Source organism: Tetzosporium hominis (assembly GCF_002265435.1).
GTDB lineage: Bacteria > Bacillota > Bacilli > Bacillales_A > Planococcaceae > Chryseomicrobium > Chryseomicrobium hominis.
In genome coordinates, this window is sequence record NZ_NOKQ01000187.1 from 129,246 (window position 1) to 156,225 (window position 26,980).

Annotated in this window: 29 protein-coding genes and 1 riboswitch; of the genes, 1 reads left to right on the forward strand and 28 read right to left on the reverse strand. The window is 42.8% G+C overall.

What is annotated here, in order from left to right; all coding sequences use genetic code 11:
• Positions 1–104: 104 nt before the first annotated feature.
• The 19 genes from CF394_RS15610 to CF394_RS04560 form a co-directional block, all read right to left on the reverse strand.
• Entirely contained in the window at positions 105–326 is a 222-nt protein-coding gene (locus tag CF394_RS15610) for a hypothetical protein (protein ID WP_133079802.1), read from the reverse strand.
• Between the two features lie 169 nt (positions 327–495).
• Positions 496–2,175 carry a DNA repair protein RecN gene (gene recN, locus CF394_RS04475; RefSeq protein WP_094942030.1) on the reverse strand — a complete coding sequence of 560 codons (1,680 nt, stop codon included), beginning with the start codon at positions 2,173–2,175 and terminating at the stop codon, positions 496–498.
• A 17-nt stretch (positions 2,176–2,192) separates the two neighbouring features.
• Entirely contained in the window at positions 2,193–2,642 is a 450-nt protein-coding gene (ahrC, locus tag CF394_RS04480; RefSeq protein WP_094942031.1) for a transcriptional regulator AhrC/ArgR, read from the reverse strand.
• A 111-nt stretch (positions 2,643–2,753) separates the two neighbouring features.
• The gene (locus CF394_RS04485; protein WP_094942032.1) at positions 2,754–3,566 is read right to left on the reverse strand and encodes a TlyA family RNA methyltransferase; all 813 of its coding nucleotides are present in this window, start codon (positions 3,564–3,566) and stop codon (positions 2,754–2,756) included.
• Positions 3,566–5,455 (reverse strand): 1-deoxy-D-xylulose-5-phosphate synthase, encoded by a 1,890-nt coding sequence (dxs, locus tag CF394_RS04490; protein ID WP_439332857.1) that lies wholly within the window; start codon positions 5,453–5,455, stop codon positions 3,566–3,568. The genes CF394_RS04485 and dxs overlap by 1 nt, the downstream gene beginning before the upstream one ends.
• Before the next feature lie 80 nt (positions 5,456–5,535).
• Complete coding sequence (locus tag CF394_RS04495; protein WP_094942033.1) at positions 5,536–6,420, reverse strand: polyprenyl synthetase family protein; 885 nt, start codon at positions 6,418–6,420, stop codon at positions 5,536–5,538.
• Positions 6,421–6,618 (reverse strand): exodeoxyribonuclease VII small subunit, encoded by a 198-nt coding sequence (xseB, locus tag CF394_RS04500; RefSeq protein WP_165767454.1) that lies wholly within the window; start codon positions 6,616–6,618, stop codon positions 6,421–6,423.
• On the reverse strand, positions 6,602–7,966 hold the full coding sequence (gene xseA, locus CF394_RS04505; protein WP_094942035.1) for an exodeoxyribonuclease VII large subunit: 1,365 nt from the start codon (positions 7,964–7,966) through the stop codon (positions 6,602–6,604). The genes xseB and xseA overlap by 17 nt, the downstream gene beginning before the upstream one ends.
• A gap of 63 nt (positions 7,967–8,029) precedes the next feature.
• Positions 8,030–8,881 carry a bifunctional methylenetetrahydrofolate dehydrogenase/methenyltetrahydrofolate cyclohydrolase FolD gene (folD, locus tag CF394_RS04510; protein ID WP_094942036.1) on the reverse strand — a complete coding sequence of 284 codons (852 nt, stop codon included), beginning with the start codon at positions 8,879–8,881 and terminating at the stop codon, positions 8,030–8,032.
• 11 nt (positions 8,882–8,892) lie between these two features.
• Positions 8,893–9,270 (reverse strand): transcription antitermination factor NusB, encoded by a 378-nt coding sequence (nusB, locus tag CF394_RS04515; protein ID WP_094942037.1) that lies wholly within the window; start codon positions 9,268–9,270, stop codon positions 8,893–8,895.
• A 135-nt stretch (positions 9,271–9,405) separates the two neighbouring features.
• Complete coding sequence (locus tag CF394_RS04520) at positions 9,406–9,804, reverse strand: Asp23/Gls24 family envelope stress response protein (protein ID WP_094942038.1); 399 nt, start codon at positions 9,802–9,804, stop codon at positions 9,406–9,408.
• Complete coding sequence (accC, locus tag CF394_RS04525) at positions 9,797–11,161, reverse strand: acetyl-CoA carboxylase biotin carboxylase subunit (protein WP_094942039.1); 1,365 nt, start codon at positions 11,159–11,161, stop codon at positions 9,797–9,799. Before accC ends, CF394_RS04520 begins: the two co-directional genes overlap by 8 nt.
• A 20-nt stretch (positions 11,162–11,181) precedes the next feature.
• The gene (accB, locus tag CF394_RS04530; protein WP_094942040.1) at positions 11,182–11,679 is read right to left on the reverse strand and encodes an acetyl-CoA carboxylase biotin carboxyl carrier protein; all 498 of its coding nucleotides are present in this window, start codon (positions 11,677–11,679) and stop codon (positions 11,182–11,184) included.
• 111 nt (positions 11,680–11,790) lie between these two features.
• A complete protein-coding gene (locus tag CF394_RS04535; RefSeq protein WP_094942041.1) occupies positions 11,791–12,099 on the reverse strand; it encodes a hypothetical protein in 309 nt (102 codons plus the stop codon).
• Positions 12,099–12,305 (reverse strand): SpoIIIAC/SpoIIIAD family protein, encoded by a 207-nt coding sequence (locus tag CF394_RS04540; protein ID WP_094942042.1) that lies wholly within the window; start codon positions 12,303–12,305, stop codon positions 12,099–12,101. The genes CF394_RS04535 and CF394_RS04540 overlap by 1 nt, the downstream gene beginning before the upstream one ends.
• Before the next feature lie 229 nt (positions 12,306–12,534).
• Entirely contained in the window at positions 12,535–13,095 is a 561-nt protein-coding gene (efp, locus tag CF394_RS04545; protein ID WP_094942043.1) for an elongation factor P, read from the reverse strand.
• A gap of 11 nt (positions 13,096–13,106) precedes the next feature.
• Positions 13,107–14,165: a M24 family metallopeptidase gene (locus tag CF394_RS04550; RefSeq protein ID WP_094942044.1), complete on the reverse strand. Its 1,059-nt coding sequence runs from the start codon at positions 14,163–14,165 to the stop codon at positions 13,107–13,109.
• 321 nt (positions 14,166–14,486) lie between these two features.
• Complete coding sequence (locus CF394_RS04555) at positions 14,487–17,048, reverse strand: vitamin B12-dependent ribonucleotide reductase (RefSeq protein ID WP_094942045.1); 2,562 nt, start codon at positions 17,046–17,048, stop codon at positions 14,487–14,489.
• Between the two features lie 162 nt (positions 17,049–17,210).
• Positions 17,211–18,044: a lipoate--protein ligase family protein gene (locus CF394_RS04560; protein ID WP_094942046.1), complete on the reverse strand. Its 834-nt coding sequence runs from the start codon at positions 18,042–18,044 to the stop codon at positions 17,211–17,213.
• A 78-nt stretch (positions 18,045–18,122) separates the two neighbouring features.
• Between CF394_RS04560 and CF394_RS04565 the strand changes: the two genes are divergently transcribed.
• Positions 18,123–18,512 carry a rhodanese-like domain-containing protein gene (locus CF394_RS04565; RefSeq protein ID WP_094942047.1) on the forward strand — a complete coding sequence of 130 codons (390 nt, stop codon included), beginning with the start codon at positions 18,123–18,125 and terminating at the stop codon, positions 18,510–18,512.
• Positions 18,513–18,550: 38 nt separating this feature from the next.
• Here CF394_RS04565 and gcvPB read toward each other — a convergent pair whose 3' ends face one another.
• The 9 genes from gcvPB to comGA form a co-directional block, all read right to left on the reverse strand.
• Entirely contained in the window at positions 18,551–20,008 is a 1,458-nt protein-coding gene (gene gcvPB, locus CF394_RS04570; RefSeq protein ID WP_094942048.1) for an aminomethyl-transferring glycine dehydrogenase subunit GcvPB, read from the reverse strand.
• On the reverse strand, positions 20,001–21,347 hold the full coding sequence (gcvPA, locus tag CF394_RS04575; protein ID WP_094942115.1) for an aminomethyl-transferring glycine dehydrogenase subunit GcvPA: 1,347 nt from the start codon (positions 21,345–21,347) through the stop codon (positions 20,001–20,003). Before gcvPA ends, gcvPB begins: the two co-directional genes overlap by 8 nt.
• A gap of 19 nt (positions 21,348–21,366) precedes the next feature.
• On the reverse strand, positions 21,367–22,443 hold the full coding sequence (gcvT, locus tag CF394_RS04580; protein ID WP_094942116.1) for a glycine cleavage system aminomethyltransferase GcvT: 1,077 nt from the start codon (positions 22,441–22,443) through the stop codon (positions 21,367–21,369).
• 107 nt (positions 22,444–22,550) lie between these two features.
• A riboswitch (glycine riboswitch) is annotated at positions 22,551–22,641 on the reverse strand.
• Between the two features lie 103 nt (positions 22,642–22,744).
• Positions 22,745–23,266, reverse strand: coding sequence for a shikimate kinase (locus CF394_RS04585; protein ID WP_094942049.1), 522 nt, complete (start codon positions 23,264–23,266; stop codon positions 22,745–22,747).
• A 190-nt stretch (positions 23,267–23,456) separates the two neighbouring features.
• Positions 23,457–23,894, reverse strand: coding sequence for a ComGF family competence protein (locus CF394_RS04595; RefSeq protein WP_165767455.1), 438 nt, complete (start codon positions 23,892–23,894; stop codon positions 23,457–23,459).
• A 252-nt stretch (positions 23,895–24,146) separates the two neighbouring features.
• Positions 24,147–24,587: a competence type IV pilus minor pilin ComGD gene (gene comGD / locus CF394_RS04600; RefSeq protein WP_094942052.1), complete on the reverse strand. Its 441-nt coding sequence runs from the start codon at positions 24,585–24,587 to the stop codon at positions 24,147–24,149.
• Complete coding sequence (gene comGC / locus CF394_RS04605; protein WP_094942053.1) at positions 24,571–24,882, reverse strand: competence type IV pilus major pilin ComGC; 312 nt, start codon at positions 24,880–24,882, stop codon at positions 24,571–24,573. The genes comGD and comGC overlap by 17 nt, the downstream gene beginning before the upstream one ends.
• A gap of 12 nt (positions 24,883–24,894) precedes the next feature.
• Positions 24,895–25,887 carry a type II secretion system F family protein gene (locus tag CF394_RS04610; protein ID WP_094942054.1) on the reverse strand — a complete coding sequence of 331 codons (993 nt, stop codon included), beginning with the start codon at positions 25,885–25,887 and terminating at the stop codon, positions 24,895–24,897.
• Positions 25,884–26,900: a competence type IV pilus ATPase ComGA gene (gene comGA, locus CF394_RS04615; RefSeq protein WP_094942055.1), complete on the reverse strand. Its 1,017-nt coding sequence runs from the start codon at positions 26,898–26,900 to the stop codon at positions 25,884–25,886. Before comGA ends, CF394_RS04610 begins: the two co-directional genes overlap by 4 nt.
• Positions 26,901–26,980 lie beyond the last annotated feature (80 nt).

The following is a 26,980-nucleotide window of genomic DNA, read 5'->3' on the forward strand; positions in this document are numbered from 1 at the left end:
TGACACAGAATCGTCCAATTGTCGAATAATCTTCTCTTTAGTATACCGTTTTTGTCCAATCTTCTCTACTAAAAAGTTAACGTTCCAACTCCTGAAACATGGTCTTAAAATGAGGCTACATGATCAATCAATTGCTGTTTGTCACAGCGAAGTATATAGCTTTTAAATGAATTACTCAGACTAAGAGTTACTTTTTGTTCCTGAGTTGTATTTAACTTCTCTATCAATTGTTGTTTAGAAGTAAAACTATGTAATTGGTCTTGTTTCCGGATTGGCGCATTGCAGATGTTCAAGTCTTCTGTTGCGACGACAGCTTCAAGTGACATCTCAATTTCAATTGTTGGACGTAGTAGCAGCGGGGCAGCAAAAGCCTGTTTGGGAAGGATCTAAAGTCCCGCGAGCGTGAGCATTTTTTTACCCCTAAAAAAATCACCTCCTTTTTGCTAGTGTGCGTCAAAGGAGGTGAAGCATGTCTGGTACAATTTTTCTATTTCGTCATTTCTTCGCTTGCGCTTGTTTTAATAATTCAGTTGCATGGTGCAAAGTGATCTCGGTAATGACTTCTCCAGCCATCATACGACTCAATTCTTCAGTCCGTTCTGTAAGAGTCAATTCTTGAATCGTTGTCTTAGTCCGGTCTTCTTGAACATGTTTTTCTATACGCAAATGTGTGTCTGCGATAGCAGCAACAGGTGGCAAGTGAGTAATTACAAGAACTTGCGAATCTTTAGCAATCTGTCCAATCTTTTCAGCAATGGCCTGTGCCACTCGACCTGAAACACCCGTATCCACTTCATCAAAAATGATGGAAGTGATTTCTTGATGTTTAGAGAAGATGCTTTTAAGAGCTAACATAATACGACTCAGTTCTCCGCCTGACGCGATTTTAGTGAGCGGTTTGGATGGCTCACCTACGTTAGTGGCAATATAGAACACTACATGATCTTTGCCGTTGTCCATGTAAGTCGAAGTCGGCTCTACTCGGACATCCATTACAGCACGGTCCATGTAAAGTGCACTTAGCTGTTCCATGATGCGTTCACTAAGATCACTAGCTGTCTCTTTGCGTATCGCTGATAATTCAGCAGCTTCTACTTCAAGGTCCTGCTCGATCTGAGACAATTTTTTCTCGAGCTGAGCAATCTCGACATCTCGATTCGTCAATTGATCCAGTTGACGCTCAATCTTTTCACCGTAAGAGATGACTTCATCAACAGATTGTCCGTATTTGCGTTTCAATGTCTGGAGAAGCGCTAGACGGTCTTCAACGACCTGCATACGTTCTTCATCAAATTCTAATGAATCGATTTGGGATTGGATCTGAGATTGTAGGTCCTCTAAGATGAAATAGGCATTTGCAAATTCTTCGCTGATTTTCTGATACGTCCCGTTCACACTGGAGATATCTTGTAGTGCATTCATCGAGACTCCTAGATAATCCATAGCAGCCGATTCTGAAGACAAGGCTTGCTGGGCAGTCTGTAGCTTTTCGACAAGTTTTGAGTAGTTCATCATTTCCGTGCGCTCTAATGTCAGATCCTCTTCTTCTCCACTAGAAAGTTCGGCTTCTTGAATCTCATTCAACTGAAAGCGATACAAATCCATTCGGTGTGTCATTTCTTGGTCATCGAGCTGAAGCGCATGAAGACGTTTTTTTGTTTTTTGATAACTTGTATAGACCTCAGTATAACTTTCTTTGGCTGTAATCAGTTGTTGAGAGGCGAACTGATCTAGTAAGTCGATATGAGACCGCTCGTCCATCAATTCTTGGCTTTCATGCTGCCCGTGGATGTCCACAAGCGTCGTTCCGACTTCACGCAAGAGGCCAATCGTGACAAGTTTACCGTTGATTCGGCATGTGCTTTTTCCATTCGCATTGAGTTCTCGACGCAACACAATACTTTCTTCATCTGCCGGAATGCCTAGCTCCTCAAGCTTTTTGTAGCTTGAGTGGGCAGTGGAATCTAAAGAAAATAACCCTTCTAATTCCGCTTTTTTTGCCCCGTGTCGAATGAATTCAGAAGACCCACGTGCCCCACATAACAATTGCACGGCATCGATAATAATCGACTTCCCTGCACCGGTCTCTCCAGTTAATACAGTGAGTCCTTCATTAAAGCTGACCGTCAGTTCATCTATAATTGCAAAATTGCGGATTGATAACTCCGATAACATATAGGAACCCTCTCCTCTTAAAGCATCTCGAGCAACCGTTTCTTGACGTCATCGCGGTCGCTTTCTTGTCTGCATAAAATAAGACATGTATCATCTCCACAAATCGTGCCCAAAATCTCTTCCCAATCCAAGTAATCGATAAGCGAACCTATGGCATGCGCATTTCCAGGTAGGGTCTTCATCACTAAAAAGTGACTGGCTCCATCAATGGAGACAAATGCATCGGTTAAAGCTCGTTTTAATTTTTGCATCGGATTAAAGCGTTGATCTGCAGGTAGGCTATATTTGTAGCGACCATCTGGCAATGGCACTTTCACGAGATGTAGCTCTTTAATATCACGTGATACCGTAGCCTGTGTAATCGTAAATCCTTCTGCTTTTAAAATATCTACTAAATCGTCTTGAGTTTCCACTTCATTGTTTGAAATGATGTCTCGAATCCGAATGTGGCGTTGGCCTTTGTTCATGTTCTTCACTCCATTGACTGTATATTTATACCTTAGTAGTAATACAGTATCATTCTGAGGAGATGCTCACAAGTGTTACGAAAAAAACTATGGGCGGATTTCGCCCATAGTTTAGTGAACCAAGGATTTGTGCGCTTCGTCTACGACTTGTTTGAAGTCGGGACGAGACAAGGCACCTTGTGCTTTCTTTAAATAGAATAAAAATTCGATGTTGCCTTCTCCGCCAGTAATAGGAGAGAATGTAGCGGCTTCTACTGAAAATCCTGCTTGTTCTGCATAATCGGCTACTTGTTCTAACACACCGAGATGCACTTTTGCATCGCGAACGATGCCTTTTTTCCCGACCCGGTCTTTCCCTGCTTCAAACTGTGGTTTGACGAGTGCCACTACTTCTCCTCCATCAACTAAAATGGAAGCGAGTGGCGGAAATATCAAATTTAACGAGATGAACGAGACATCAATCGTAGCAAGTGTTGGCAATCCAACTTCAAAATCTTCTGGCTTACTGTATCGGAAGTTTGTGCGTTCCATAACAGTCACGCGCTCATCACTGCGAATCTTCCAGTCGAGTTGATTGTAACCGACATCTAATGCATAAGCATGGCGGGCTCCGTTTTGCAGAGCACAATCTGTAAAGCCCCCTGTTGAAGATCCAATATCGAGAAGAATGGCATCTTCCACTTGGATAGCGAACACTTGAATTGCTTTTTCAAGCTTCAAACCGCCACGGCTCACGTATTGAAGTCGCTTTCCTTTCAAAACAAATTCACTCGAAATGGCAACTTTTTCTCCAGGTTTCATGATCTGCATCTCATCCACATACACTTGACCAGCCATGATGGCTCTTTTTGCTTGTTCTCGTGATGTAAACAGTTGTTTTTCAACGAGCAAGATATCAGCTCTTTCTTTTGGAACTTGAGCCATTACACCGTCGCCTGCTGAAGCTGTGACTTGATTTGCTTTTTCAAATCTTCGACCGAGATATGAATTTCGTTTAAGAGTTCCGGAACATCTCCATGTTCAATGAAAGCATCTGGAATACCGATTCGTGTAACATTCACTTCTTGTTGCTGTTCATTGTAATACTCTAGTACGCTACTACCAAATCCACCTTGTAAGACAGCCTCTTCGAGTGTCACCAAAGGAATCTGACGTGCAGCTAGTGAATCCAGCATCGCCCCGTCAAGCGGTTTGATAAAACGAGCATTCACTACTTCCACTGAAATGCCTTCTTCTCTTAGTTCCTCTGCTGCTTGAAGCGCCATTGGAATAGTAGTTCCGAAAGTTAGGATAGCAGCGGATGTACCCTCTTCAAGGACTTCCCATGAACCAATCGGAATAGTCTTTAGTTCTTCATCCATTGGAACACCTAAGCCGTTTCCACGAGGGTAACGAAGGGCGATCGGGCCATCATTGTATTCGATGGCAGTTTTCACCATGTGCTGTCCTTCGTTTTCGTCTTTCGGCATCATAATCACCATGTTCGGCATATGACGTAAGAATGCAATATCGTATACACCTTGGTGCGTCTCACCGTCTGCTCCAACGAGACCTGCACGGTCGATACCAAGGAAGACATTTAAGTTTTGACGACAGACGTCATGAAGCATTTGATCGTATGCGCGTTGTAAGAATGTTGAGTAGATGGCTACATAAGGTTTCATGCCGTCCATCGCCATACCAGCAGCCATAGTGATGGCATGCTGTTCAGCAATCCCTACATCAATCATGCAATCAGGAAACTCGGAAGCAAAGCCTTCAAGCTTTGATCCAACCGGCATAGCTGGTGTAATAGCCACAATTCGTTTATCTTCACGTGCTAATTTGCGAACCGTCTCTGAAATTAAGCCACTCCAAGATGGACCTTTAGCAGAAGATTTTACAAAGTCTCCTGTTTCCATTTTGTAAGGACCGGTACCATGCCACGTACCCACCGTATCAAGCTCCGCTGGTTTGTAGCCTTTACCTTTTTTCGTCAAGACATGAAGAACTACTGGACCGTCAGCATTTTTAGCAAACTTAAGATTTTCTTCTAAGTCTTCAAAATCATGCCCATTGATCGGCCCTAAATACGTAAAGCCCATCTCTTCAAAGAAGGCACCAGAGACCATCAAATACTTTAAGCTGTCTTTTACTTTTTCAGCAGTAGCTGCAATACGACCACCAACTGCTGGAATTTTTTTCATCAAGTATTCCAGATCATCTTTAGCTTTATTATAAGAGCCATGTGTGCGCAGTTTCCCTAAAATGTTATGGAGTGCGCCAACGTTAGGTGCAATGGACATCTCATTATCGTTTAAGATCACGATCATTTTCGTTTTTTCATGTCCAATGTGGTTTAAAGCTTCTAAAGCCATACCACCTGTTAAAGCTCCGTCTCCAATGATTGGAACTACATGATTGGATTTCCCAAGCACGTCACGAGCTTTCGCCATTCCCATTGCTGCAGAGAGCGATGTAGAGCTATGTCCAGCTTCCCACACGTCATGTTCACTTTCCACGCGTTTAGGGAATCCACACAATCCTTTGAACTGACGTAGCGTATCAAACTGATTAGCACGCCCTGTCAAGATTTTATGGACATAAGCTTGATGCCCAACATCCCAAATAAATTTGTCATCTGGTGAATTGAACGTTTTGTGAAGCGCTAGTGTTAGTTCCACAACACCAAGGTTTGGCCCAATATGACCACCAGTTACAGATAATTTTTCAATCAAAAAGTCTCGAATGTCTTGGCTTAGAGATTCAAGCTCTTCATTTGTCATTGTTTTTAAAAAGGATGGACTTGTTATAGTATTCAGATCCACTTCCATCACACACCTTATCTTCTTATTCCTCTGTTTATAGGTAGTTCTAATGATAGCAATATCAGACGCTAAAATACAGCGAGAAGTTAGTTCTCGCGGAAGGTTATGTAGTCTGCAAAGCTTTTTAGCAGTCCATCGGCCTTCCCAATCGTTTGTAAAGCCTCAATCGCTTGCTGATGGTATCTTGAGCGTTCTTCAATGGCTCCTTCTAATGTGAGCAAGGAAGGATACGTACTTTTGTTTGCTGCCTCATCTTTTCCTGCCGTCTTGCCTAGCTTTTCAGAGTTCGAGGTAACATCTAGAATATCGTCTTGAATTTGGAACAGTACCCCTAAAGATTCTGCATATCGAGTCAATGCTTGTCGTTCTATTTGATCAGCACCGGCTAACAATGCGCCTCCAACCACGCTGAAACGAAGCAATGCACCTGTTTTGTTGGCATGGATTGATTGCAAGTGTACAAGCTCTACACGTCTGTCTTCTGCCTCCATGTCCATCAACTGTCCTCCGACCATCCCAAGGGCACCAGCAGATTCCGCAAGAAGGTTCAATAATTCTACTTTTTGCTCTGCTGAGTAGTCTGAAGATGCAGCGATAAGACGAAAGGCTTCCGTTAAAAGTGCATCTCCAGCTAAAATAGCCGTTGCCTCTCCAAACACCACATGATTGGTTGGCTTTCCGCGTCGCAAATCATCGTTATCCATGGCAGGAAGATCATCATGAATTAGAGAATATGTATGAATGTATTCTAAAGCGCAAGCCACATCGAATCCTTTTTCTAAAGGCGTGTCAAACTCTTCTAAAACAGCAAGAAGGAGCATCGGACGTACTCGTTTCCCTCCAGCTTCTAGGGAATAAATCATCGATTTTTTTAATGATTCGACGATATCTTGCTTGCCAATAGCTTCAATAAGATGCGCATCGACTAGTGGCAGGTTTTTTGAAATAAATGATTTTACTTGCTCACTCACTTAGTCTGCCTCCTCTTCGGCGTCTATAAACTGTACAAGTTGCTTTTCTGCTTGTTGGAGTTTCGCTGAACATTGTGCTGAAAGCTCCATTCCTTGTTTATAAAGATCAATTGACTCTTCTAAAGGCACGTCTCCTTGTTCAAGACGACGCACGATTTCTTCAAGTTGCTTCATTGCTTCTTCAAATGTCCGTTCCATGATTCCCACCCTTTTCTAAAGATTGTACCTGTACAGTGGCAGTTCCGTCGTAAAAATGCAATTGAAGTGTATCCTCCTGCTGAATCTCATCAATCGTCTTTACAACTCTATGCTCTTTTTCTGCATAAAGAAACCCTTTTTGTAAGGTCTGTAACGGACTCAAAGCCTCTAATGTACGAATCCGGTTTACGAGTTGGTGTTTTTTTGCAGTAGTTTGTTGCTGTGTGCTATAAAGGATCCGTTGCCGAATGGTTTCTAGCTGCTGATTCGCACGCAGAATACGGTCTATCGGGGAGACATGCATAAGGCGCAGCCCCAGGCGTTCTTGTTGCTGTCCTGCTCGTTCGATTGAACGCACAGTCGCTTGTTGCAATTGCTCAGTCATGCGAAGGTGTTGTTCTACAAATGGCCGGTAGAGTCTACTTGCATCTTGAAACACAGTAGATTGATTCACACGCTGCAAATCGATTCGAGACTGTTTGACTTTACCCAGTGTTTGTTGAGTTATTCGATCTGAGAAACTCCGTAAACTCTTGAGCAATTGAAGTTGATCCGGCACTGCAAGTTCCGCAGCTGCAGTTGGTGTCGGCGCACGAAGATCCGCTGCAAAGTCAGCAATTGTCGTGTCCGTCTCGTGACCCACGGCACTAATGATTGGCACACGGCTTTTTACAATAGCTCTAGCAACCGTTTCTTCATTAAATGCCCACAGATCTTCAATTGAACCTCCGCCACGACCAACTATCAAAACATCAACATCTGGAAACTGATTCATTCTTTCAATCGCTTTAACGATTGCTGGCGCAGCTCCTGGACCTTGCACTAAAGTTGGGGCTACTGTCACTTTGGCTAGTGGAAATCTTCTCTCAAGAGTGGTCAGAATATCACGGATGGCAGCTCCGGTAGACGACGTGATGACGCCAATGTGTAGAGGTATTACCGGCAATGGTTGTTTTAGAGCCTGAGAAAACAATCCTTCCGTTTCAAGCTTCCGTTTTAACTGTTCATAAGCAACGAACAGAGCACCAACACCGTCAGGTTCCATAGTTTTCGCATAAAATTGATAATTCCCTGCATTTTCGTATACAGAAATATCACCCGTTACAAAGACATTCATACCTTCTTCAGCACGAAAAGATAATGCCTTTGCTTGAGAGGCAAACATCGCACACGCAATGCGAGCCCCAGAATCTTTCAAAGTGAAGTAGATATGTCCGTTGGAATGGTATTTGACGTTTGATAATTCCCCTTTGACATAAACTTTTCGTAAATAAGGATCCGCGTCAAACTTTCGTTTTATGTAGCGTGTAAGTGCTGACACTGTCAAATAAGTGGCCCCAGAGCTCATGCACATTTCCCCTTTCCCGGTAAAACAAGCTTGTACGTGATGTACAAGCTTGGCATGTCGTTCTTATTCAGCTTGTCGTTCTGCACTGAGACAGGTGTTTTCCATTAACATGGCAATCGTCATAGGACCGACTCCACCTGGTACAGGGGTTATAGCCCCTGCCACGTCTTTAGCAGAATCAAACGCAACATCTCCTGAGAGACGTCCGTCTGAATCGCGGTGAATTCCTACATCGATGACCGCAGCACCTGGTTTGATATGCTCACCAGTAATCATGGATGGCTGCCCCGTTGCCACAATCAGAATATCTGCCTGTGTCGTGAAGTCTTTTAGATTTGGTGTACGGGAGTGGGTATATGTAACTGTCGCATGACGATTCAATAGAAGTTGTCCCATAGGCTTTCCTACAATATTACTTCTGCCTACGATAACAGCATGTTTTCCTTCGATTGAAATGCCTGCATAATCAAGTAATTGAATAATACCAAATGGTGTACAAGGGATAAATCCTTGTTGGTCTAATAAAAGCTTCCCAACATTTAGAGGATGGAACCCGTCCACATCTTTTTGAGGATCGATGCTTTGTAGCACTTTATTCTCGTCAATGTGTTTTGGTAAAGGAAGCTGCACCAAAATACCGTGTACATCAGGGGCTGCGTTTAACTCCTGGATGATTTCAAGCAGTTCTTGTTCAGATATGGAAGAAGGTTTTTGAATAACAGTAGAATTCATTCCGAGGCGCTTGCTCGTACGTTCCTTACTTCCTACATACGTCTGAGAAGCTGCGTCTTCACCAACCAATACTACTGTAAGTCCTGGGGTGATACCTTGTTGCTGTAGTTTTGTTACGCGGTGTTTCACTTTTTCAATTACTTGTTCTGCTATTGCCTTGCCATCGATGATTGTCGCTGTCATGTTGCACACTCCTACTTGTTGATGTATTTCGATAATACGCCATTTACAAATCGGCTGGATTGTTCGTCTCCATATGCTTTTGTCAGTTCAATTGCTTCGTTGACCACAACGGCACCTGGGGTATCTTCCGTATGGTTGATTTCAAAAACGGCCATTCGTAAGATTGTCCGTTCAATTTTAGGTAACCGGTTTAAAGACCAGTTTTCTAATTTCTCTGCTAAGCTCGCATCGATCTCTTCGCGATGTGCGAGAGTCCCTTTTACGAGGTTTTCATAAAACACGTCGTGTTCTTCTGTAACGTGCAGCATTGCTTCGTGGACATCCATGTCCGAATGGTCCAGTTGGAATAGTACTCGTAACGCGTGTTCTCGCGCTTCTCTTCTTTTCATTCAAGTTGACTCCTTTATACGTTCACTATGTCTTTCATCATAGCATAGAAACGGCCATTACAAAACTTTATTCCTTATTCAGAAAGTTTGACAATACAAAAGAATTCCAGCCGGAATCGGCTGGAATATGTCAGTCTATTGGTTGGTTTCTGGCGTATCGAATTGAATACCCGTCACATGAACATTGACTTCTTTTACTTCAAGTCCCGTCATGTTAAAAATGGCTTGACGGACATTTTGTTGTACTTCTTGAGCAATAGTTGGAACCGATTTTCCGTAACGAATCGTACAAAAGACATCGATGAATAATCCTTTTGAAGAGATGTCTGTTTTAATTCCTTTACCATGCACTTTCTTTCCAAGCAGTTCGACAACACCTGCTGCAAAGTTTCCTCGCGTTGCGGCTACGCCGTCCACTTCATGTGCAGCGATCCCTGCAATTACCGTGATGACCTCTGGTGCAATTTGAATTGTACCTAAGTCAGCTTTCCCACTAGACATTTGGAAGAACTCTTGATCTTTCGTCTCAGCCATGCGTTGTCTCCTCCTTCATGGTTTCGTAGTGTTCTAAAAACTTTGTATCAAAGTGACCCGAACGGAACACTTCATGGTCCATCAGACGTAAGTGGAACGGGATTGTCGTCTCCACACCATCTACGATAAATTCTTGAAGGGCACGTTTCATCTTAAGTACCGCTTCATCACGAGTTGGCGCGTGTACAATCAGTTTAGCAACCATAGAATCGTAGAATGGCGGAATCGCATATCCAGGATACACCGCAGAATCCACTCGAACTCCGTAACCTCCTGGAGGTAAGTACATAACTACTTTACCTGGAGAAGGAATAAAGTTCTTTGACGGGTTTTCTGCGTTGATACGGCATTCAATCGCCCAGCCATTCATTTGGACATCTTCTTGTTTCAACTGAAGCACTTCCCCAGAGGCAACAAGCAATTGTTGTTTGATCAAATCAACACCTGTAATCATTTCTGTTACAGGGTGCTCTACTTGAATCCGCGTGTTCATTTCCATGAAATAGAACGTGCCGTTGACATGGTCATAGATAAATTCTACTGTTCCAGCAGATTCATAGTTTACTGCAAGAGCCGCTTTGACGGCAGCCTCTCCCATCTTTTGACGAGTTACTTCAGATAATGCAGGAGACGGTGCTTCTTCCACGAGTTTTTGCATACGACGCTGAATCGAACAATCGCGCTCACCTAAGTGAATGGCATTTCCGTGGCCGTCAGCTAGCACTTGGATTTCTACGTGGCGGAATTCTTCAATGAACTTCTCTAAATAGACACCAGGATTTCCAAATGCTGCTTGCGCTTCTTTTTGAGTCATCTTGATTCCAGTAACTAACTCTTCTTCAGAGCGAGCAACTCGAATTCCTTTACCACCACCACCAGCAGTAGCTTTAATGATGACAGGATAACCGATTTCAGAAGCTACTTGCTTCGCATCTTCAACAGTCTCAACAATTCCAGTTGAACCTGGTACAACAGGTACACCAGCCGCTCGCATCGTTTCACGAGCTACATCTTTTGTTCCCATTTTCGAGATAGCAGAGCTTGATGGACCAATGAATTTAATATTGCATGCTTCACAAAGTTCAGCAAAATCGGAGTTCTCAGCTAAGAAGCCGTACCCCGGGTGAATCCCGTCCGCTCCAGTCAATTTTGCTACACTCATAATATTTGAGAAATGTAAGTAAGAATCTTTTGAAGTACGTGGTCCGATACAATACGCTTCATCAGCTAATTGTACATGAAGTGCTTCTTTGTCCGCTTCTGAATAGACAGCAACTGTTTCGATGTCCATCTCTTTACATGCACGGATAATCCGCACCGCAATCTCGCCACGGTTCGCAATCAGTACTTTTTTCATGTTCGTCACCTCTTCGCTGTTTATTTAATAGAAAATAGCGGCTGACCATACTCGACTAGCTGGCCGTCTTTTACGAGGATTTCTACGATTTCCCCTTCTACTTCCGCTTCAATTTCATTAAATAACTTCATAGCCTCAACGATACAAACAACAGAGCTAGCTGTCACTTTATCGCCTACTTTCACGTATGGATCTGCTTCTGGTGATGACGATTCGTAGAACGTACCTACCATTGGTGAGTTAATTGTTTTGTATGTAGTAGAGGTTTCTTCTGCTACAGGTGCAGCTTGTGGAGCTTGTGGCTCAGGTGCTTGTGTTGTCTGTGGAGATTGAGATACGGCTTTTGGAGCTTCCACTGTAGTTTCAGCTGCTACTTCACGGACTGGCTGACTAACAACCGCTGTTCCCGTAGCGTGCTTTTTTAATTTTAATTTGGTGCCATCTGCTTCAAATACGAATTCATCTAGTGAAGATTGATCCATTAATTTAATGATTTCTCGAATCTCTTGAATTTTCATCGTTATCGAACTCCCCTATTTCAGTAATGACATTCTTTCCATTATCCATTCTACCGTTTTTCGTTCGATTGCGCATCCTTTTTTAGTACCTGCTCTTATATTCCCTACATTTCAGGCAACAGTGAATAGTGCGACAATAAAAAACTCGTACGCAGTGAGTTTTAATAAGCTGTATAATCCACCTTGATTCAGGATGAGCGCCGTCGACCTGAACATGGAATAAAGAGGGACCAGTTCTTTAGGCAGAATCGAAACGATGCGAGCTGTCAGGTCATACAACGAGTGGATTAAAAATGTTCCGAATGCTAATAACGTAGCAAAGCGAAGGTAAAACAGAGTGTTCGGTGCCACTTGTTGAACGAATTGAGAAAGTAACAGATACAGGATACTACTAGGGAGAGCGATTGCTGCTAGCTCCATTACATCTCATTCAGCCAGCGCAGATAGTCTTGAATGACTTTAGAGAATTCCGTAACAATTCGCAACAGCTTAATTGAAAAATAGAGAAACGCTGTGACCGAGATGAAAAAAGAATATTCACTTTTGTTGTTAAGTTCTAAAAAGACATGAAGAAGTGCTAAGAGGATCCCCACACCCGCCATTCGAAAGATGTCTTCAAATCCCACAAAGCCCCTCCTTTTCTACACCTTATGACTCAACATGGTGTATTAGAAGAAAAGATAAGAAGCAAAACGTAAAAAGGAGTCTCTCATCATTGAGAAACTCCCTTTTTGTGTTGTTTTATGTGTAGGGGAAGCGTTCCGCGGGCGCGGGCTGAGCCAAGGTCTCAGCTTCCGCTTGTAACCCCGCTGGAGTCACCCCTACACATCTTTCATATATATTACATTAATTAATTTATTGGGCGCGTGAAACGTATGAACCTTCAGAAGTATTGATGATTAATCTGTCACCAACGTTGATGAATAATGGAACAGTTACGACAACACCAGTTTCTAATTTTGCAGTTTTCGAACCGCCGCCAGAAGTATCGCCTTTGATTCCTGGTTCTGTTTCGATTACTTCAAGCTCTACAGTGTTTGGAAGCTCAACGCCTAGTGTTTCACCTTGGTACTGAATGATGCTTAGTTCCATATTTTCTTTCAAAAACTTCAATTCGTATTCGATTGAGCTTTCTGGAAGTTCCACTTGATCATACGTATCTGTGTCCATGAACACGTGTTGATCACCATTTGCATACAAGTACTGCATTTTGCGTGTATCGATTTGAGCTTTCTCTACTTTTTCACCTGCGCGGAATGTTCGTTCATTTACAGAACCCGTGCGAAGGTTGCGAAGTTTTGAACGAACAAACGCTGCACCTTTACCTGGTTTTACATGTTGGAATTCGATAACGCGGTACAAGTTGCCGTCAAATACGATGGTAAGACCTGTTTTAAAATCATTTACTGAAATCATGTGATTTCCTCCTATAAAATAACTAATTCTTTTGACGTATGCGTCAATTTCTCGACGCCTGTCTCTGTTACAAGAGCGTCATCTTCAATGCGCACGCCACCGATGCCCGGTAGATAGATTCCCGGCTCAATCGTGATGACCATTCCTGGCTCTAAGACAACATCTGAACGTGAAGAAAGACCAGGTCCTTCGTGAACTTCAAGTCCAATACCATGTCCTAAAGAGTGACCAAATGCTTCACCATACCCTTTAGAGGCAATGTAGTCTCGTGAAATGGCGTCGGCTTCTTTACCTGTCATCCCTGGCTTGATTTTCTCAAGAGCAAGTAGCTGAGAGTCTAATACAACTTGGTAAATTTCTTTAAGTTTGTCACTAGGTTCGCCGACAGCGAGCGTCCGCGTCACGTCTGAAACATACCCGTTGTAATAGGCACCGAAATCAAGTGTAACAAAATCTCCGGACTCAATCACTTTATCTGTTGCAACACCATGCGGTAAAGCAGAACGCGTTCCTGATGCCACAATAATATCAAACGACGAAGAAGTGGCACCTTGTTTTCGCATAAAGAACTCAAGTTCATTGGAGACTTCTAACTCAGTCATTCCCGGTTTGATAAACGTCAAAATATGTTCATATGCATCATCGGCAATTTTACAAGCCTGCTTAATAATAGTAAGCTCGTCTTCCGTCTTAATCAAGCGGATTTTTTCTACTAGGCCTGATGTCGGCACAAGCTCCGCCTTCAAAGCGTTTGCATAGCGATCATATTCCGCGTATGTCATCGCATCTTGTTCAAATCCAAGTTTAGTCAATTGCTTGTCTTCAACTAGTTGAGCCACTGCTTTTATAAGAGTGGTTTTCTGTTCGATGATCTCGTAACCTTCAATTTGGTCGTTTGCTTGCTCTGTATAACGGAAATCCGTGATGAAGAATGCCTCATCTGCTGTAATGACAGCGACGCCAGCCGTACCGGTGAATCCTGTTAAGTAGCGGCGACTGTATGCGCTGGTAACAAGTAATGCGGGTAGATCTGCTTGTTGCAATGCTTGACGAAGTTTTTGTAATTTCATGAGTAATAGCCTCCTATGTAAACACTAGTTCTAGTGTAGCATAGTGCTATTTTTCAGAAAACGAATATTCCTTCGGAACTCAAAAAAAGATGCCGAATTTAATTAGAAAAACCGCCTGCAGGCGGTTTTAGTTGTATAACATGAGTAGCTTTTCACCTGAGATCCCATTTCCTAGGGGAGAACCTGCAAGTCTCCTCGTCGCAGGCTCCTGCGGGGTCTCGCAGAACCTCTGATACCCTGGGAAATGGAATCTCATGTTCAAAATTCGATAAATTATGCAATTTATAAAGTTTTTAGAGTGGCGTTCTTCACATCTAAATTTTAAAGACCGCACTTAAGCTGAGCACCACAGTTCGTACAAGTGTTACAGCCACCAAGCTCTTCAACTGTTCCCTTGCGGCAGACCGGACATGTATTTCCTACTTCAGATCCGATAGTAACGTTCGTGCTGCGAAGATCTTGAATCGTATCGATCAAGACGATCGGACGTTTCTCTTCTACCACTTCCGTTTGCACTTCCGTCATATCATTTTCTTCTGCTTTCAATGTCAGTACTTGAGAGTCACGGCTTCCGTCCACATAGACTGTACCACCTTTGGCTCCTCCTCGGTAAAGACGCTCATAAACACCTTCAACTTGTTCAACAGTATAGCCTTTAGGAGCATTTACTGTTTTTGAAATAGAAGAATCAATCCAGCGCTGAATGATACATTGAACATCCGCATGCGCTTCTGGTTTCAGTTCCATTGCTGTTACAAACCACTCTGGAAGCTCTTCGCTTGAAGCTTCAGGATGCTTCGCTAAGTACTCACTAACAATATCAGCTTTCACTTCGATAAATTTCCCTAGACGACCGCTGCGGTAGTACGTGAAGGAGAAGTAAGGTTCAAGACCAGTCGATACACCAACCATAGTACCTGTAGAGCCAGTTGGAGCAACTGTCAGTAAGTGTGAGTTACGAATTCCGTAAGACAAAATATCTTCACGAATCGATTCGTTCATTCCTTGCATGAAGCCTGTCTCAGTGAATGCTTTACGAAGACGTGCCGTCTCTTCTTCCGTATCTCCCACTAGGAATGGGAAGCTCCCTCGCTCTTTCGCAAGCTCGATAGAAGTTTCATATGCTGTCTCTGCAATCGTTTGGAAGATCTGGTCGACGAGTACATTTCCTTCTTCAGAGCCGTATGGTTTTTCACAGTAAATCAATAGATCCGCAAGACCCATTACTCCTAGGCCGACGCGACGTTCCCCTAGCGCTTGCACTTTGTTCTCTTCTAAGAAGTAAGGTGTGGCATCAATAACGTTATCTTGCATACGCACACCAACGCGAACCGTCTGTTTCAGTGCTTCAAAATCAACTGTCAACGTCTCTTTATCAGCAAACTGAGCTAAGTTGACTGCAGCCAAATTACACACACTGTATGGAGCTAAAGGTTGCTCCCCACAAGGATTGGTAGCTACAACTTTTTGGCCGTAGGCTTTTGCATTCGTTTTATCATTGGCATTGTCGATAAAGAAAATACCTGGTTCCGCAGAATATGTTGCACAGATATTGATTAAGTTCCATAAATCGCGTGCTTTGATCGTGCGGTAGGTACGCACTTCATAGCCCATCTGTTCCCACTCACGGACGTCACCGACTTTATGCCATTCACGGTTGTACACTTCCATATCTTCTTTTGAATAATTTTCTACTGCTGGGAAGCGAAGATCGAAAGATGCGTCATCTTCTACGGCCTGCATAAATTCTTTTGTGAGGGTAACAGAAATATTTGCACCTGTTAAAAATTCTGAATTGTGGACACTGTAGTGACCGCCATCTCTAAGCTTTGACTCTGCATCGCGAATGATAGCATCGCTGAATCCGCCGTAACCTGGAATCGCTTTGTAGTTTACAATCCCTTGATACATCTGCTCTTCTTGTAAAGAGAGGGGTTTGAATTTTAGCTTGTCTTTAGCAAGTTGCGTAATCCACTCGTCTTCTGTATTTTCGATCAAATACCGCAAAATTCGGGGATTTTGCATTTTAGAGATGATGAATTCCGCAATATCTGGGTGCCAGTCAGCTAACATAATCATCTGTGCTCCACGACGTGAGCCACCTTGTTCCACTAGATGCGTGAGTTTTGCAATGTCATCAAGCCACGATACGGAACCTGAAGATTTTCCGTTAACACCACGAGCTAGAGTGTTACGAGGGCGTAATGTAGAACCATTTGTTCCTACTCCACCACCTCGACTCATGATTTCCATAACCTGTTTACGGTGATCACTAATGCCTTCACGTGAATCTGGAACGAATGGCATCACGTAACAGTTAAAGTACGTAACGTCTGTTTCCGCTCCTGCACCATAAATGACACGACCTGCTGGAATGAAATTGAGAGAAACGAGCTCTTGATAGAACTTTTCAAACCATTCGTTGCGTTTTTCTTCAGTCTTTTCAACGCTAGCAAGACCCGTCGCATTTCGCAAAGCGATCTGCTCGTAGAACAATTCCAATGGTTTTTCAATTACAGATAAAGGTCGTGTGATCTCACCAGTTTGTGCTTTTTCTGGATCATCGATTGCACTACGGTATTCTTCGTCAATGCGCACGACAGCTACTTTCTTGTCCCAATCGATTGAGACAATTTGCCCAAGGCCACGGGCTGGGAATTTAGGGTCTTCTTTTACAGTAAGAACAACGAAGTCTCCTGCTTGGAGTGTCTTTTTCTCGGTGTCTTTAAATGAGTAGCGATCAATCATGACCAGGCGAGATACGCCTTTATGAGTCAATTTCATATCGGGTGTTACGGGGTGAACCTGAGGAAATTGTTTGATAGCTTCATTGAGCTGTTGGATTGCTGCTTGTTGGTTTTGAAGAGTTGATGGTGAGACCATGTAAATTCCTCCCGAAATAAGTTCTATGATTATTGACACAATATATAGTGTATATCCAAATGATAAAGCACTATATATTGAATGTCTAGTTAGAACCTCGCAGATTTTCAAGATGAATCTTTGAACCTATTTCGGTGAAATTCCATAGCCCAGAAGTGGCGATTATTTTCTAAAATTCCATTCATCCGAACGATACCTTGTGTCTGCAAGGTTTTCAACATATTTCTGCTGTTCAGGAGTTAAAGAAAAAGAAGTCAGTTGAATATTTAGTGCCGATTCAAAGCCGTTTTTAAAGGCAGGAATGCACTGCTCAACCTTAATTGTCTTTGATATAATTTTGTTAATAGAGACAGCTTTTTGACTTAATCGCTCTTTTACTTTTTGACGTTTCTCTTCCGATTCATAAGAAAAACAATTTAAATATTTATCTTCATCAAGATCAATTAGAATAGCACCGTGTTGTAAAATAACTCCTTTCTGTCGTGTTTGAGCAGAACCTGCTACTTTCTTCCCTTCAACTACTAATTCATACCAAGAAGGAGCATCAAAACAGACTGCTGATTTTGGTTGACTTAGAGCTTCACGTTGAGAATCAGACTCTGGAACAGAAAATTCCGCTTGAAGCCCCAGGTTCCGAAACCCTTGTAAAATCCCTTCACTGATGACGCGGTAGGCTTCTGTTACCGTCTTCGGCATATCCGGATAGTCTTCAGATACGATGACACTGTAAGTGAGTTCGTGTTCATGAAGAACCGCTCTACCTCCTGTTGGTCGACGCACAAATCCAAGCCCCATCTCTTTAACAGCTGGTAGATGGATATCTCGTTCTACTCGCTGAAAATAGCCAATGGAAAGCGCTGCTGGCTCCCACTGATAAAAGCGAATGACCGGTGGAATCAATCCTTCTGCATGCCATTCAAGCAATGCTTCATCTAAAGCCATATTGTAGGCGGCGTCTTGTTTGCCAGAATCAATAAAAATCCAGTTGTTTGTCATGAGGTTGCCTCCGTTTTGCGAGATTGTCGATTGAATCTCTTCAGTCTACTACTTATAATAGAGGAAGAGAAGGGAGTAATGAAGTTGTTAGAAATCGTATTAGGTATTTTAGGTGCTATCATTGTGTTCGGAATCTATACATTTTTTACAGGAATGAAAATGAAGAAGTCCGTCACTACGTTATCACAAGATGAATTTATTCAAGGGTATCGCAAAGCTCAATTAATTGATTGCCGTGAGCCAAAAGAATTTGAAGGCGGACATATTTTAGGAGCACGCAACATTCCTGCTAGCCAGATGCGCACTCGTATGAAAGAGATCCGTAAAGACAAGCCCGTCTATTTATATTGCCAAAGCGGTGCACGCAGCGCTCGTACTGCTATGACATTAAAAAAGAATGGCTATGATCAACTTTACCAACTAGATGGCGGCTTCCGCAAATGGACGGGTAAAATCAAGTCTAAATAACTTAAAACAAGGCTCGCCAGATGGCGAGCCTTTTTGTATTATTTTGTATAACGTAGTACCGGTTTACGAGCAGCTTTCGTTTCATCCAAACGACCAATAACAGTCGTATGTGGTGCGTTTTGCACCTTTTCTGGATTTTCTTCTGTTTCTTTCGCAATTTGGATCATCGCGTCACAAAATGCATCAAGCGTCTCTTTTGATTCCGTCTCAGTTGGCTCGATCATCATTCCTTCTTCTACGTTTAGTGGGAAGTAGATCGTTGGTGGATGGTATCCGAAATCAAGCAGTCGTTTTGCCATATCAAGAGTACGAACGCCAAGTTTCTTTTGACGACGACCACTCAAGACAAATTCATGCTTACAGTGACGGTTGTACGGTAGGTCAAAGTAAGGCTCTAGACGACGCATCATATAGTTCGCATTGAGTACAGCGTATTCAGTTACAGCTTTCAAGCCGTCTGGTCCCATAGAGCGAATGTACGTATAAGCACGAACATTGATCCCAAAGTTTCCGTAGAAAGGCTTCACTCGGCCAATTGCTTGTGGACGATCATAATCAAATGTATAGCGGTCGTCTTTCTTCACAAGAACTGGAGCAGGTAAGAATGGAATCAAGTCTTTCTTTACACCAACAGGACCTGAACCTGGTCCACCACCGCCATGAGGGCCAGTGAACGTTTTGTGCAAGTTCAAGTGAACACAGTCAAAGCCCATATCTCCAGGTCGTGCTTTTGACATAACGGCATTCAAGTTCGCTCCGTCATAATACAATTTGCCCCCGACTCCGTGAATGATACTCGCCATTTCTAATATGTGTTCTTCAAATAATCCTAGTGTATTCGGGTTTGTCAGCATAAGAGCAGCTGTATCGTCCCCTGCCACACGACGTAAATCTTCTAAATCAACCAGACCATGTTCATCCGATTTTACAGTGATAGTCTCAAATCCCGCCACTGTAGCAGATGCTGGATTCGTTCCATGTGCTGAGTCTGGAACGATGACTTTTGTACGGTGATGGTCACCGTTTGCTTCGTGGAACGCACGAATCATCATAAGAGCTGTCCATTCACCGTGTGCACCAGCTGCCGGTTGTAACGTCACATCATCCATACCTGTGATTTCAATCAAGTGCTCTTGAAGATCGTACATCAATTCCATTGCACCTTGAACAGACGACTCATCTTGAAGTGGGTGTATGTTCGCAAAACCTGGGAAGCGTGCTACGCTCTCATTGATCTTCGGATTGTATTTCATCGTACAAGAACCTAATGGATAGAATCCTGAATCTACACCATGGTTACGGTTCGACAACGCTGTATAGTGACGCATGATATCTAACTCTGATACTTCAGGAAGTTCAGCAGCTTCTTCGCGAACCATTCCTTCAGGTAATAGAGAGGCTAAGTCCACTTCTGGAACATCTAAGTCTGGTAGGCTATAGCCAATACGACCTTCTGTTGAGATTTCAAAAATCAAGGGTTGGTTATCTTTATGCATAATAAGCCCCCACTTCCTGCACTAGTGCATCGATTTCTTCTTTTGTACGTTGCTCGGTCACGGCAATCAAGATGTGATCTTGCAAGTCTTTGTAATAGGTTCCAAGGTGTAAGCCACCGATCATTTCTTTTTCAAGTAAATGTTTGTTTAAGCCTTCCACACTACCTGGAAGCTTCACTACGATTTCATTGAAATGAGCGCCTGTGAAGACTACAGACAGTCCTGCTGCTTCAAATGCTTGTTTTGCATAAGCAGTTTTCGCGATATTTTGAATCGCCATTTCTTTTGTACCTTGCTTACCAAGAGCCGTCATCGCTACACTTGCTGCAAGTGCGTTCAAGGCTTGGTTGGAACAGATATTCGAAGTCGCTTTATCACGTCGGATGTGTTGCTCACGAGCTTGAAGCGTCAATACGAATCCACGACGACCTTGGTCATCGGTTGTTTCTCCCACAAGTCGTCCAGGAACTTTACGCATCAATTTTCCTGATACTGCGAAATACCCACAGTGAGGTCCACCAAATGCTTCTGGAATACCGAATACTTGTGCATCACCGACAGTAATATCGGCACCGAACTTGCCAGGTGGTGTTAAGACACCTAATGCTAACGGGTTAGATGAGCTGACAAACAGAGCACCATGCTCATGTGTCATATCTGAGATTGTTTGCATGTCTTCGATTTGGCCGAAGAAGTTAGGATACTGAACCATCACGGCTGCGATTTCATCAGAAAGTTGCGATTTCAGCGCTTCTAGATCTGTCTTTCCGTCGTTATGAGGAACGACTTCAACTGCAATGTTTTGCCCATGTGCATACATTTTGACGACATCACGGTATTCCGGATGCACAGCTTCTGAGATCAAGATTTTTTTACGACGTGTGTGACCTGCAGCCAAGTTTCCTGCTTCTGCAAGTGCTGTACCGCCGTCATACATAGAAGAGTTCGCAAGTTCCATACCTGTTAATTCACAGATCATCGTTTGGAATTCAAAGATGGCTTGCAGCTCTCCTTGAGAGATCTCAGGCTGATACGGCGTGTATGCCGTATAGAATTCAGAACGTGAAATCACGTGGTCTACGATAGTTGGTTTGAAGTGATCATAGACACCAGCTCCTAAGAAAGAAGCGTAGTGACGGCTATCTGCATTTTTGCCAGCCATCTTTGTCAATTCTTTTAAAAGTGCCGTTTCGGATTTAGCTGGTTTAATGGCATACTCGCCTTTAAAGCGTACTTTTTCTGGAATATCTGCAAACAGTTCATCAATGGATGATACACCGATTGTGTCGAGCATTTCTTTTTGGTCTTGCTCTGTCATCGGCAAATAACGATGTTTGATCATAATAGAGTCGCTCCTCTTATTTTTGTCGTTTGTAGAATGGTGTCGGGATAATTACCGCTTTTAATTGTTTCCCACGAATTTCAACAGTCAGCTCTTGTCCAATTTCGCCAAGCTCGGATTTAATTAAGGCTAAGCCAATATTTTTCTTTAGAGTTGGTGACTGAGTTCCTGTTGTTACTTCTCCTACCACTTGACCATCAACTAGTACTGGATAGCCATGACGCGGGATCCCTTTGTCAATCATTTCAATACCTACAAGTTTGCGAGGTTTCCCTTTTGCAACAATGGCATCTTTACCAATGAAAGATTCTTTGGCAGTCTTCACAGCAAAACCGATACCTGCCTCTAGTGGAGAAATGTCTTTTGAAAGCTCTTGTCCGTAAAGTGGCAAGCATGCTTCAAAGCGAAGAGTATCTCGAGCACCAAGACCCGCTGGAACCAAGCCATGCGGAGCTCCTGCTTCAAGTAACTTCGTCCAGAGTTCTGGTAACGCTGCATTGCGTGCGTACAATTCGAAGCCGTCTTCTCCCGTGTATCCAGTACGTGAGATGATGACGTCTTGTCCGGCCACTTGACCTTCTGTAAAGGTAAAGAATTTCACTGCTTGTAAATCTTTCTCTGTAAGAGGCTGAAGGATATCTACCGCAACAGGTCCTTGCAAAGCAAGAAGTCCCCATTCAGCTGATTGATCGTCGATTTGAACATCGCCTGTCACATGCTCTTTCATCCAAGCAACATCTTTGTCGATGTTAGAAGCATTGACAACAAGCAAAAAGCGTTTAGGACCAAATTTGTAAACAAGTAGATCATCTACTGTCCCACCATCTTCATAGCACATTGCTGCATACATTGCTTTTCCTTCGACCAGCTTCGATACATCGTTAGTAACGAGATGTTGAATGAACGCCTCGCTATCAGCACCTGTGACCCAGACTTCTCCCATGTGGGATACGTCAAATAATCCAGCTTTCGTACGAACTGCTTCATGCTCTTCTTTGATACTTGAAAATTGAACAGGTAATTCCCAACCACCAAAATCTATTGTTTTGGCACCATAACTTGCATACAGGTCATAAAGGGGTGTTCGTTGCATCTCAGTTCCTCCTTCAATGAATTCATAGTATTGTGAATTTTTCGCATAAAAAAAGACAGCAACCCAATTTTCCGGGCTCTGTCCTAGTATCTGAAAGTTCAGAGGTGCGTCCAGTACGAGTCTTTTTGCCTGAGAGATTCATGTTTTCACACTTGCTCCTTCGGCGACGCATATAGCGTTCTCTCCCCGTACGTTCATCCGCCAATTATGCTGTTTTCAATACCTACATCCTAACATTGTAGAATTGAAAACGCAATCTATTTCTGTTTTTTAGCTTATACACGAACTTTTTACAAATTAATCACTTGGAATGTTCGCCTTTTAGTCGATTCACTTGGAAGGAACAGTATTCGGTAATCTGCCTGAGGGTCTTCCCTTCTGTACGAATCACTACATGAGCTGCCTTCTTGTAAAATGGGAGGCGTTCATAATATAAAGCCTCAATTTCTTCACGCGTGCTCCTTTGAACAATGGGACGATTCTTATCACGATGGATCCGCATCCAAATATCAGGAAACACAGCATTTAAGAACAAAACCAATCCGGTTTTTCTCATTATTTTTCGATTTTCTTCTGAAATAGCCACTCCGCCACCCGTTGAAATGATACAGAATTCATCTCGAAAAGACTTCAAAAATTCGGTTTCTAATTTCCTGAAGTATGGCTCTCCATGCTTTTCAAATATTTCTGGAATGGTCAATCCTTGCTGTTTGACGATTTCCTTATCCATATCGTAAAAAGGAATTCGGAGAGCAAAACTCAACCGTTTTCCAATAGCCGTTTTCCCACACCCCATGAATCCGACCAAATACACTTTCTTCATAGACTCACTCATTTACTTCAATTTGTTTTTTTCAGTATACACTATCCAAAGCTGTTGCGCTTTGTCACTATAAATTTTTTCCATAGAGTGATAGTAACTGAGCTTAGAAACATAGTTAGCACTTGTGAGCAAGACAATCGTTAGAAGAAGATGTAGGAACAGTAATGTGAAGGGTAAAATAAAGCCTCTTTCACGGAACATACAACAGCGTTTCCTTTTTATAAGTGACTCCCGATAAAGCCGTAATCTCCATCTGTAACTTGTTGTCACCGATTAAAATCCTGCACGACTGGACTTCAAGTAGTACAGGTTCGTTTCCTGCACCATTTACTGTCTTTCGAAAGCGGTCTCCTACTTTCTCATAGCGTATAGAAGCTCCAGCACTATCCATTACGACAGAACAGCTCCCTAGATAGTTCCGAACATTACTAGATGAGTGGAGTACTTCTTGGAATTCCAGCCAAAAGGAGTCGACCTGCTGAACGTAAGGGTCGGCAAACTTTGAAGTGGTGGCTGCTGTAGATGCAATAACTGTCACTAACAAAGATAAGCTAGATAAAGAGATGACGAGCTGCAACAGCTGGTCTAGTAGAGAAAAGCCTTGCTGTGAATTTACTTGGAGATACACGAAATTTCGTCCGGACCTCTTGCCACACACCATAACTCCCCCTTCCAATAACTCGTATACACTACTCCGTCATTTTCCCAGCTAGCAGGATGGGGTAGCAGACGATTGAGTTCATAGTGGGCTTGTGCATCTGAACTTGCCCGAGTAGCATCTGATAAAGTCGCTGACATTTGCATTAGTAGTGGAATCACTAACGAAATGAAGACGAGTAAACAAGTGAATCCCACCAAAGCTTCCAATGTACTGAATCCTTTATCCATCAAAACGGACTCGTCCTTTTCCTATATATAGCGTTAACGTGATTTTTCCTGAAGTTGTAGTAAAGTAACAAGTTCCAAAATTCACTACATTTCCAGTTGATGAGTACTCGATTGTCTTTAAATAAGAGCTTGATAAAAACTGAACTGTCTCCGGAAACAAGACCGTTTTTATCGTTTTGAATTGCGCGGTCATCGTATATTTTGATTCCGCATAGAAAAAACGGATTACTACTGGCGTATGAAGTTCAAGAGCTATTGCTTGAGCAGCAAGCAAGTCTTGTTCTAGTAATAAGAAGAACTGAGCCTCTTCAAGTTTGATAGACTGACGATATGCAATGGAATTTGCGATGACTATACTCGATGTTAGAAGTGCTAGAATTAACAGAACTTCAATTAATGTAAAACCCGTCTCCCCCTTAGTCTTCTTTGACACCGATGACTCCAGCCACTATATCAAGTTCTGTTCCATCAGGACAGACTAGATTGGAATCTTTTACGAATCCTTCAGACACTAGATCAGCAAGCTCCGGTTTTTTCTTAAATTCTAGTTTATAGGCTTCTACTTGTGACGTCAGCATGGTTTTATATGCTTCACACCCTTTTGAGTCGATAGTAGCCGTATGACGAGCAATATTTGGGATTGTAACTAATAATAATACTGAGATGATCAACAACACGACCATCATTTCCACTAAAGTAAACCCCTTATTCGATAACCATTTTTTCATTATTTATTCCTCCTATAGTGAGATGAGATTATACATGGGCAGCATGAGAGATAGATACGCACTGATCACCATGGCACCAATGATTAAAAACAATACAGGCTGCGCCACTCCGACAAGCGCTACACTTCGTTTTTGCAGCCGTTCAATCGTAAATTCTTGATAAAGCCCTAACTCTTTAGCTACATAGCCATGAATTTCTCCATGCTCCGCATAACGAATCAAACTTTGTGGGACCCAGCCGCTTAGTCTAAGTGATTGGGAGAAGCTCTCTCCTCGTTCTAAATGCATGAGAATACTACGGCAGGCAAAGTGGACAGTCCTTGCGCGAGAACTTTGCAAATAAGACAGAGACTGAGATAGTGTGAAACCACTATCGAGTAACAGGCTGAGTTCACGGGAGATCCGGTATGCTGCACCAGCATTTTGCAGCTGAGCGACTACGGGATACCCTCTCATATAAAAAAACCACCGATTCGATTTTGATTTCATCACAAAGACCACTCCTAAGCCAAGGACTGCTGTCCCTACACCGAGTGCCAATACTATATAAAAGGGCAAAGAAAAAATAAACGTCACTTTCCCTACAGCTTGAGGATTGGCTCGTTCTAGAACTGGTAGAAAAATCGGCAGGAAATAGATGCGAAAAGTAATGAACAGCACTGACATAAAAAGTAGTAATCCTAACGGATAACTCAGTGACTTGATTACTTCTTTCCGAAATTGTTGTTGTTTTCTCATTTGCACACTTATATGCTCCAGAACTTTTGACAGCTGGCCATGAACCCCTGCAAACTGAATTGACTCTACGATTACCGCACTAAACCGTAAGTAACGGAATATCTCATCGATCTCATGACCTTCTTCAAACAAGTCATTCATGTGCTCTAGTTGGATGGCATCGCAATAAAACGGACCTAAGATTCGAATGGAGTCCGTCGCAGAAATTCCTTCAGCCATTGATATTACAAGTTTTTCGAGGAACTCGGGCTGCTCATTCTTCTTCATCCTCGTATTGCTCGTTCGATTTGGTAGGCAAGCGTCAGGTCTTTTGGAAGAAACAACTTATTACCACTAGCCAAATCGCTTAAAAGCTCGCTGATCGTTTCAGATTCGACGATTTCATAGATAGCTCCTAATGACGGAGCATGCCCTTTTCGGACGAGTAGGCGTTGTGAGATATAGGCTTTTGAAACTTGGTCGATCTCATCTGCAGAAACCCCGAGGTCCAGCAAACGATAAATGGCACCTATCGCATCTTTTGCGTGAATTGTTGAAATCACAAGATGGCCTGTTAGTGCGGCCTCCACTGCAATCTTTGCAGTTTCTTGGTCACGAATTTCGCCAATTAAAATGACATCAGGTGAATGACGTAAAATCGCCCTTAATCCTGTAGCATAAGAAAGACCTGCTACTTCATTGACTTGAACTTGTAGAAGGCAGTCTTGACTGATCTCTACAGGATCTTCAAGAGAGATGACATGCCTAGCGAGTTCCTGAGAACAGTATTTCGTAAGAGCATACATCGTAGTGGATTTTCCCGAGCCGGTGGGACCCACGAGAAGAAGAAGCCCTTGTCTAGATGCGGCAAGTTCACGCAACTTCGCTGCCTGGTCAATCCGTAAACTAATTTCATCTAGTGGAACAACTAGATTGGGCTTTGCAATACGAAGAACAACACTTTCTCTTTTTGAGACGGAAATTAAAGTCGAGACGCGGAAATGATAAGTCTCTGTTTGGATGGGTAAATGGAAGGCGCCACTCTGTGGGTTGCGCTTATTGGTTATATCAAGTGAAGATAAATACTTGAAGTAAGTGATCATGCGATCACCAAATGCATGGGGTATGGAACCAGCATCAAACATCTGTTGCTGTCTCCTAAAAAAGACTTGATATTCTTTATCATGTGGAACTAGATGAACGTCAGATGCTTCAAAAACAATAGCTTTTTCAAGAAGCTCCCTACTTCTTTGTTCAATTGGATTCGATGTGTTCACGGTCAACTCCTTTCTCCAGTACATTCTGTCATCGCCAAACAGAATGTATCTTCAGTATACCGGACAACATCGCTTTGTCTAGCATTATTTCAGAATTATCAGAA

Excerpts from the sequence above, each read along its gene's own strand:
- gcvPB (WP_094942048.1), bottom strand. The coding sequence starts at position 20,008 with ATGCATAAAGATAACCAACCCTTGATTTTTGAAATCTCAACAGAAGGT.
- accC (WP_094942039.1), bottom strand. The coding sequence starts at position 11,161 with ATGAAAAAAGTACTGATTGCGAACCGTGGCGAGATTGCGGTGCGGATT.
- xseB (WP_165767454.1), bottom strand. The coding sequence starts at position 6,618 with ATGGAACGGACATTTGAAGAAGCAATGAAGCAACTTGAAGAAATCGTG.
- recN (WP_094942030.1), bottom strand. The coding sequence starts at position 2,175 with ATGTTATCGGAGTTATCAATCCGCAATTTTGCAATTATAGATGAACTG.
- CF394_RS04610 (WP_094942054.1), bottom strand. The coding sequence starts at position 25,887 with ATGAAGAAGAATGAGCAGCCCGAGTTCCTCGAAAAACTTGTAATATCA.
- nusB (WP_094942037.1), bottom strand. The coding sequence starts at position 9,270 with ATGAAAAGAAGAGAAGCGCGAGAACACGCGTTACGAGTACTATTCCAA.
- CF394_RS04520 (WP_094942038.1), bottom strand. The coding sequence starts at position 9,804 with ATGGCTGAGACGAAAGATCAAGAGTTCTTCCAAATGTCTAGTGGGAAA.
- CF394_RS04535 (WP_094942041.1), bottom strand. The coding sequence starts at position 12,099 with ATGGAGCTAGCAGCAATCGCTCTCCCTAGTAGTATCCTGTATCTGTTA.
- CF394_RS04555 (WP_094942045.1), bottom strand. The coding sequence starts at position 17,048 with ATGGTCTCACCATCAACTCTTCAAAACCAACAAGCAGCAATCCAACAG.
- ahrC (WP_094942031.1), bottom strand. The coding sequence starts at position 2,642 with ATGAACAAAGGCCAACGCCACATTCGGATTCGAGACATCATTTCAAAC.
- comGC (WP_094942053.1), bottom strand. The coding sequence starts at position 24,882 with ATGAAAAAATGGTTATCGAATAAGGGGTTTACTTTAGTGGAAATGATG.
- CF394_RS04585 (WP_094942049.1), bottom strand. The coding sequence starts at position 23,266 with ATGAAGAAAGTGTATTTGGTCGGATTCATGGGGTGTGGGAAAACGGCT.
- CF394_RS04485 (WP_094942032.1), bottom strand. The coding sequence starts at position 3,566 with ATGGCTCAAGTTCCAAAAGAAAGAGCTGATATCTTGCTCGTTGAAAAA.
- CF394_RS15610 (WP_133079802.1), bottom strand. The coding sequence starts at position 326 with ATGTCACTTGAAGCTGTCGTCGCAACAGAAGACTTGAACATCTGCAAT.
- dxs (WP_439332857.1), bottom strand. The coding sequence starts at position 5,455 with ATGGAAGTGGATCTGAATACTATAACAAGTCCATCCTTTTTAAAAACA.
- efp (WP_094942043.1), bottom strand. The coding sequence starts at position 13,095 with ATGATTTCAGTAAATGATTTTAAAACAGGTCTTACCATCGTATTTGAC.
- comGA (WP_094942055.1), bottom strand. The coding sequence starts at position 26,900 with ATGTACTGGAGAAAGGAGTTGACCGTGAACACATCGAATCCAATTGAA.
- CF394_RS04550 (WP_094942044.1), bottom strand. The coding sequence starts at position 14,165 with ATGAAATTACAAAAACTTCGTCAAGCATTGCAACAAGCAGATCTACCC.
- folD (WP_094942036.1), bottom strand. The coding sequence starts at position 8,881 with ATGACAGCGACAATCATCGATGGCAAGGCAATAGCAGAACAAGTAATT.
- xseA (WP_094942035.1), bottom strand. The coding sequence starts at position 7,966 with ATGAGCTCTGGGGCCACTTATTTGACAGTGTCAGCACTTACACGCTAC.
- gcvT (WP_094942116.1), bottom strand. The coding sequence starts at position 22,443 with ATGCAACGAACACCCCTTTATGACCTGTATGCAAGTTATGGTGCCAAA.
- CF394_RS04560 (WP_094942046.1), bottom strand. The coding sequence starts at position 18,044 with ATGACAAACAACTGGATTTTTATTGATTCTGGCAAACAAGACGCCGCC.
- accB (WP_094942040.1), bottom strand. The coding sequence starts at position 11,679 with ATGAAAATTCAAGAGATTCGAGAAATCATTAAATTAATGGATCAATCT.
- CF394_RS04565 (WP_094942047.1), top strand. The coding sequence starts at position 18,123 with ATGAAGTTGTTAGAAATCGTATTAGGTATTTTAGGTGCTATCATTGTG.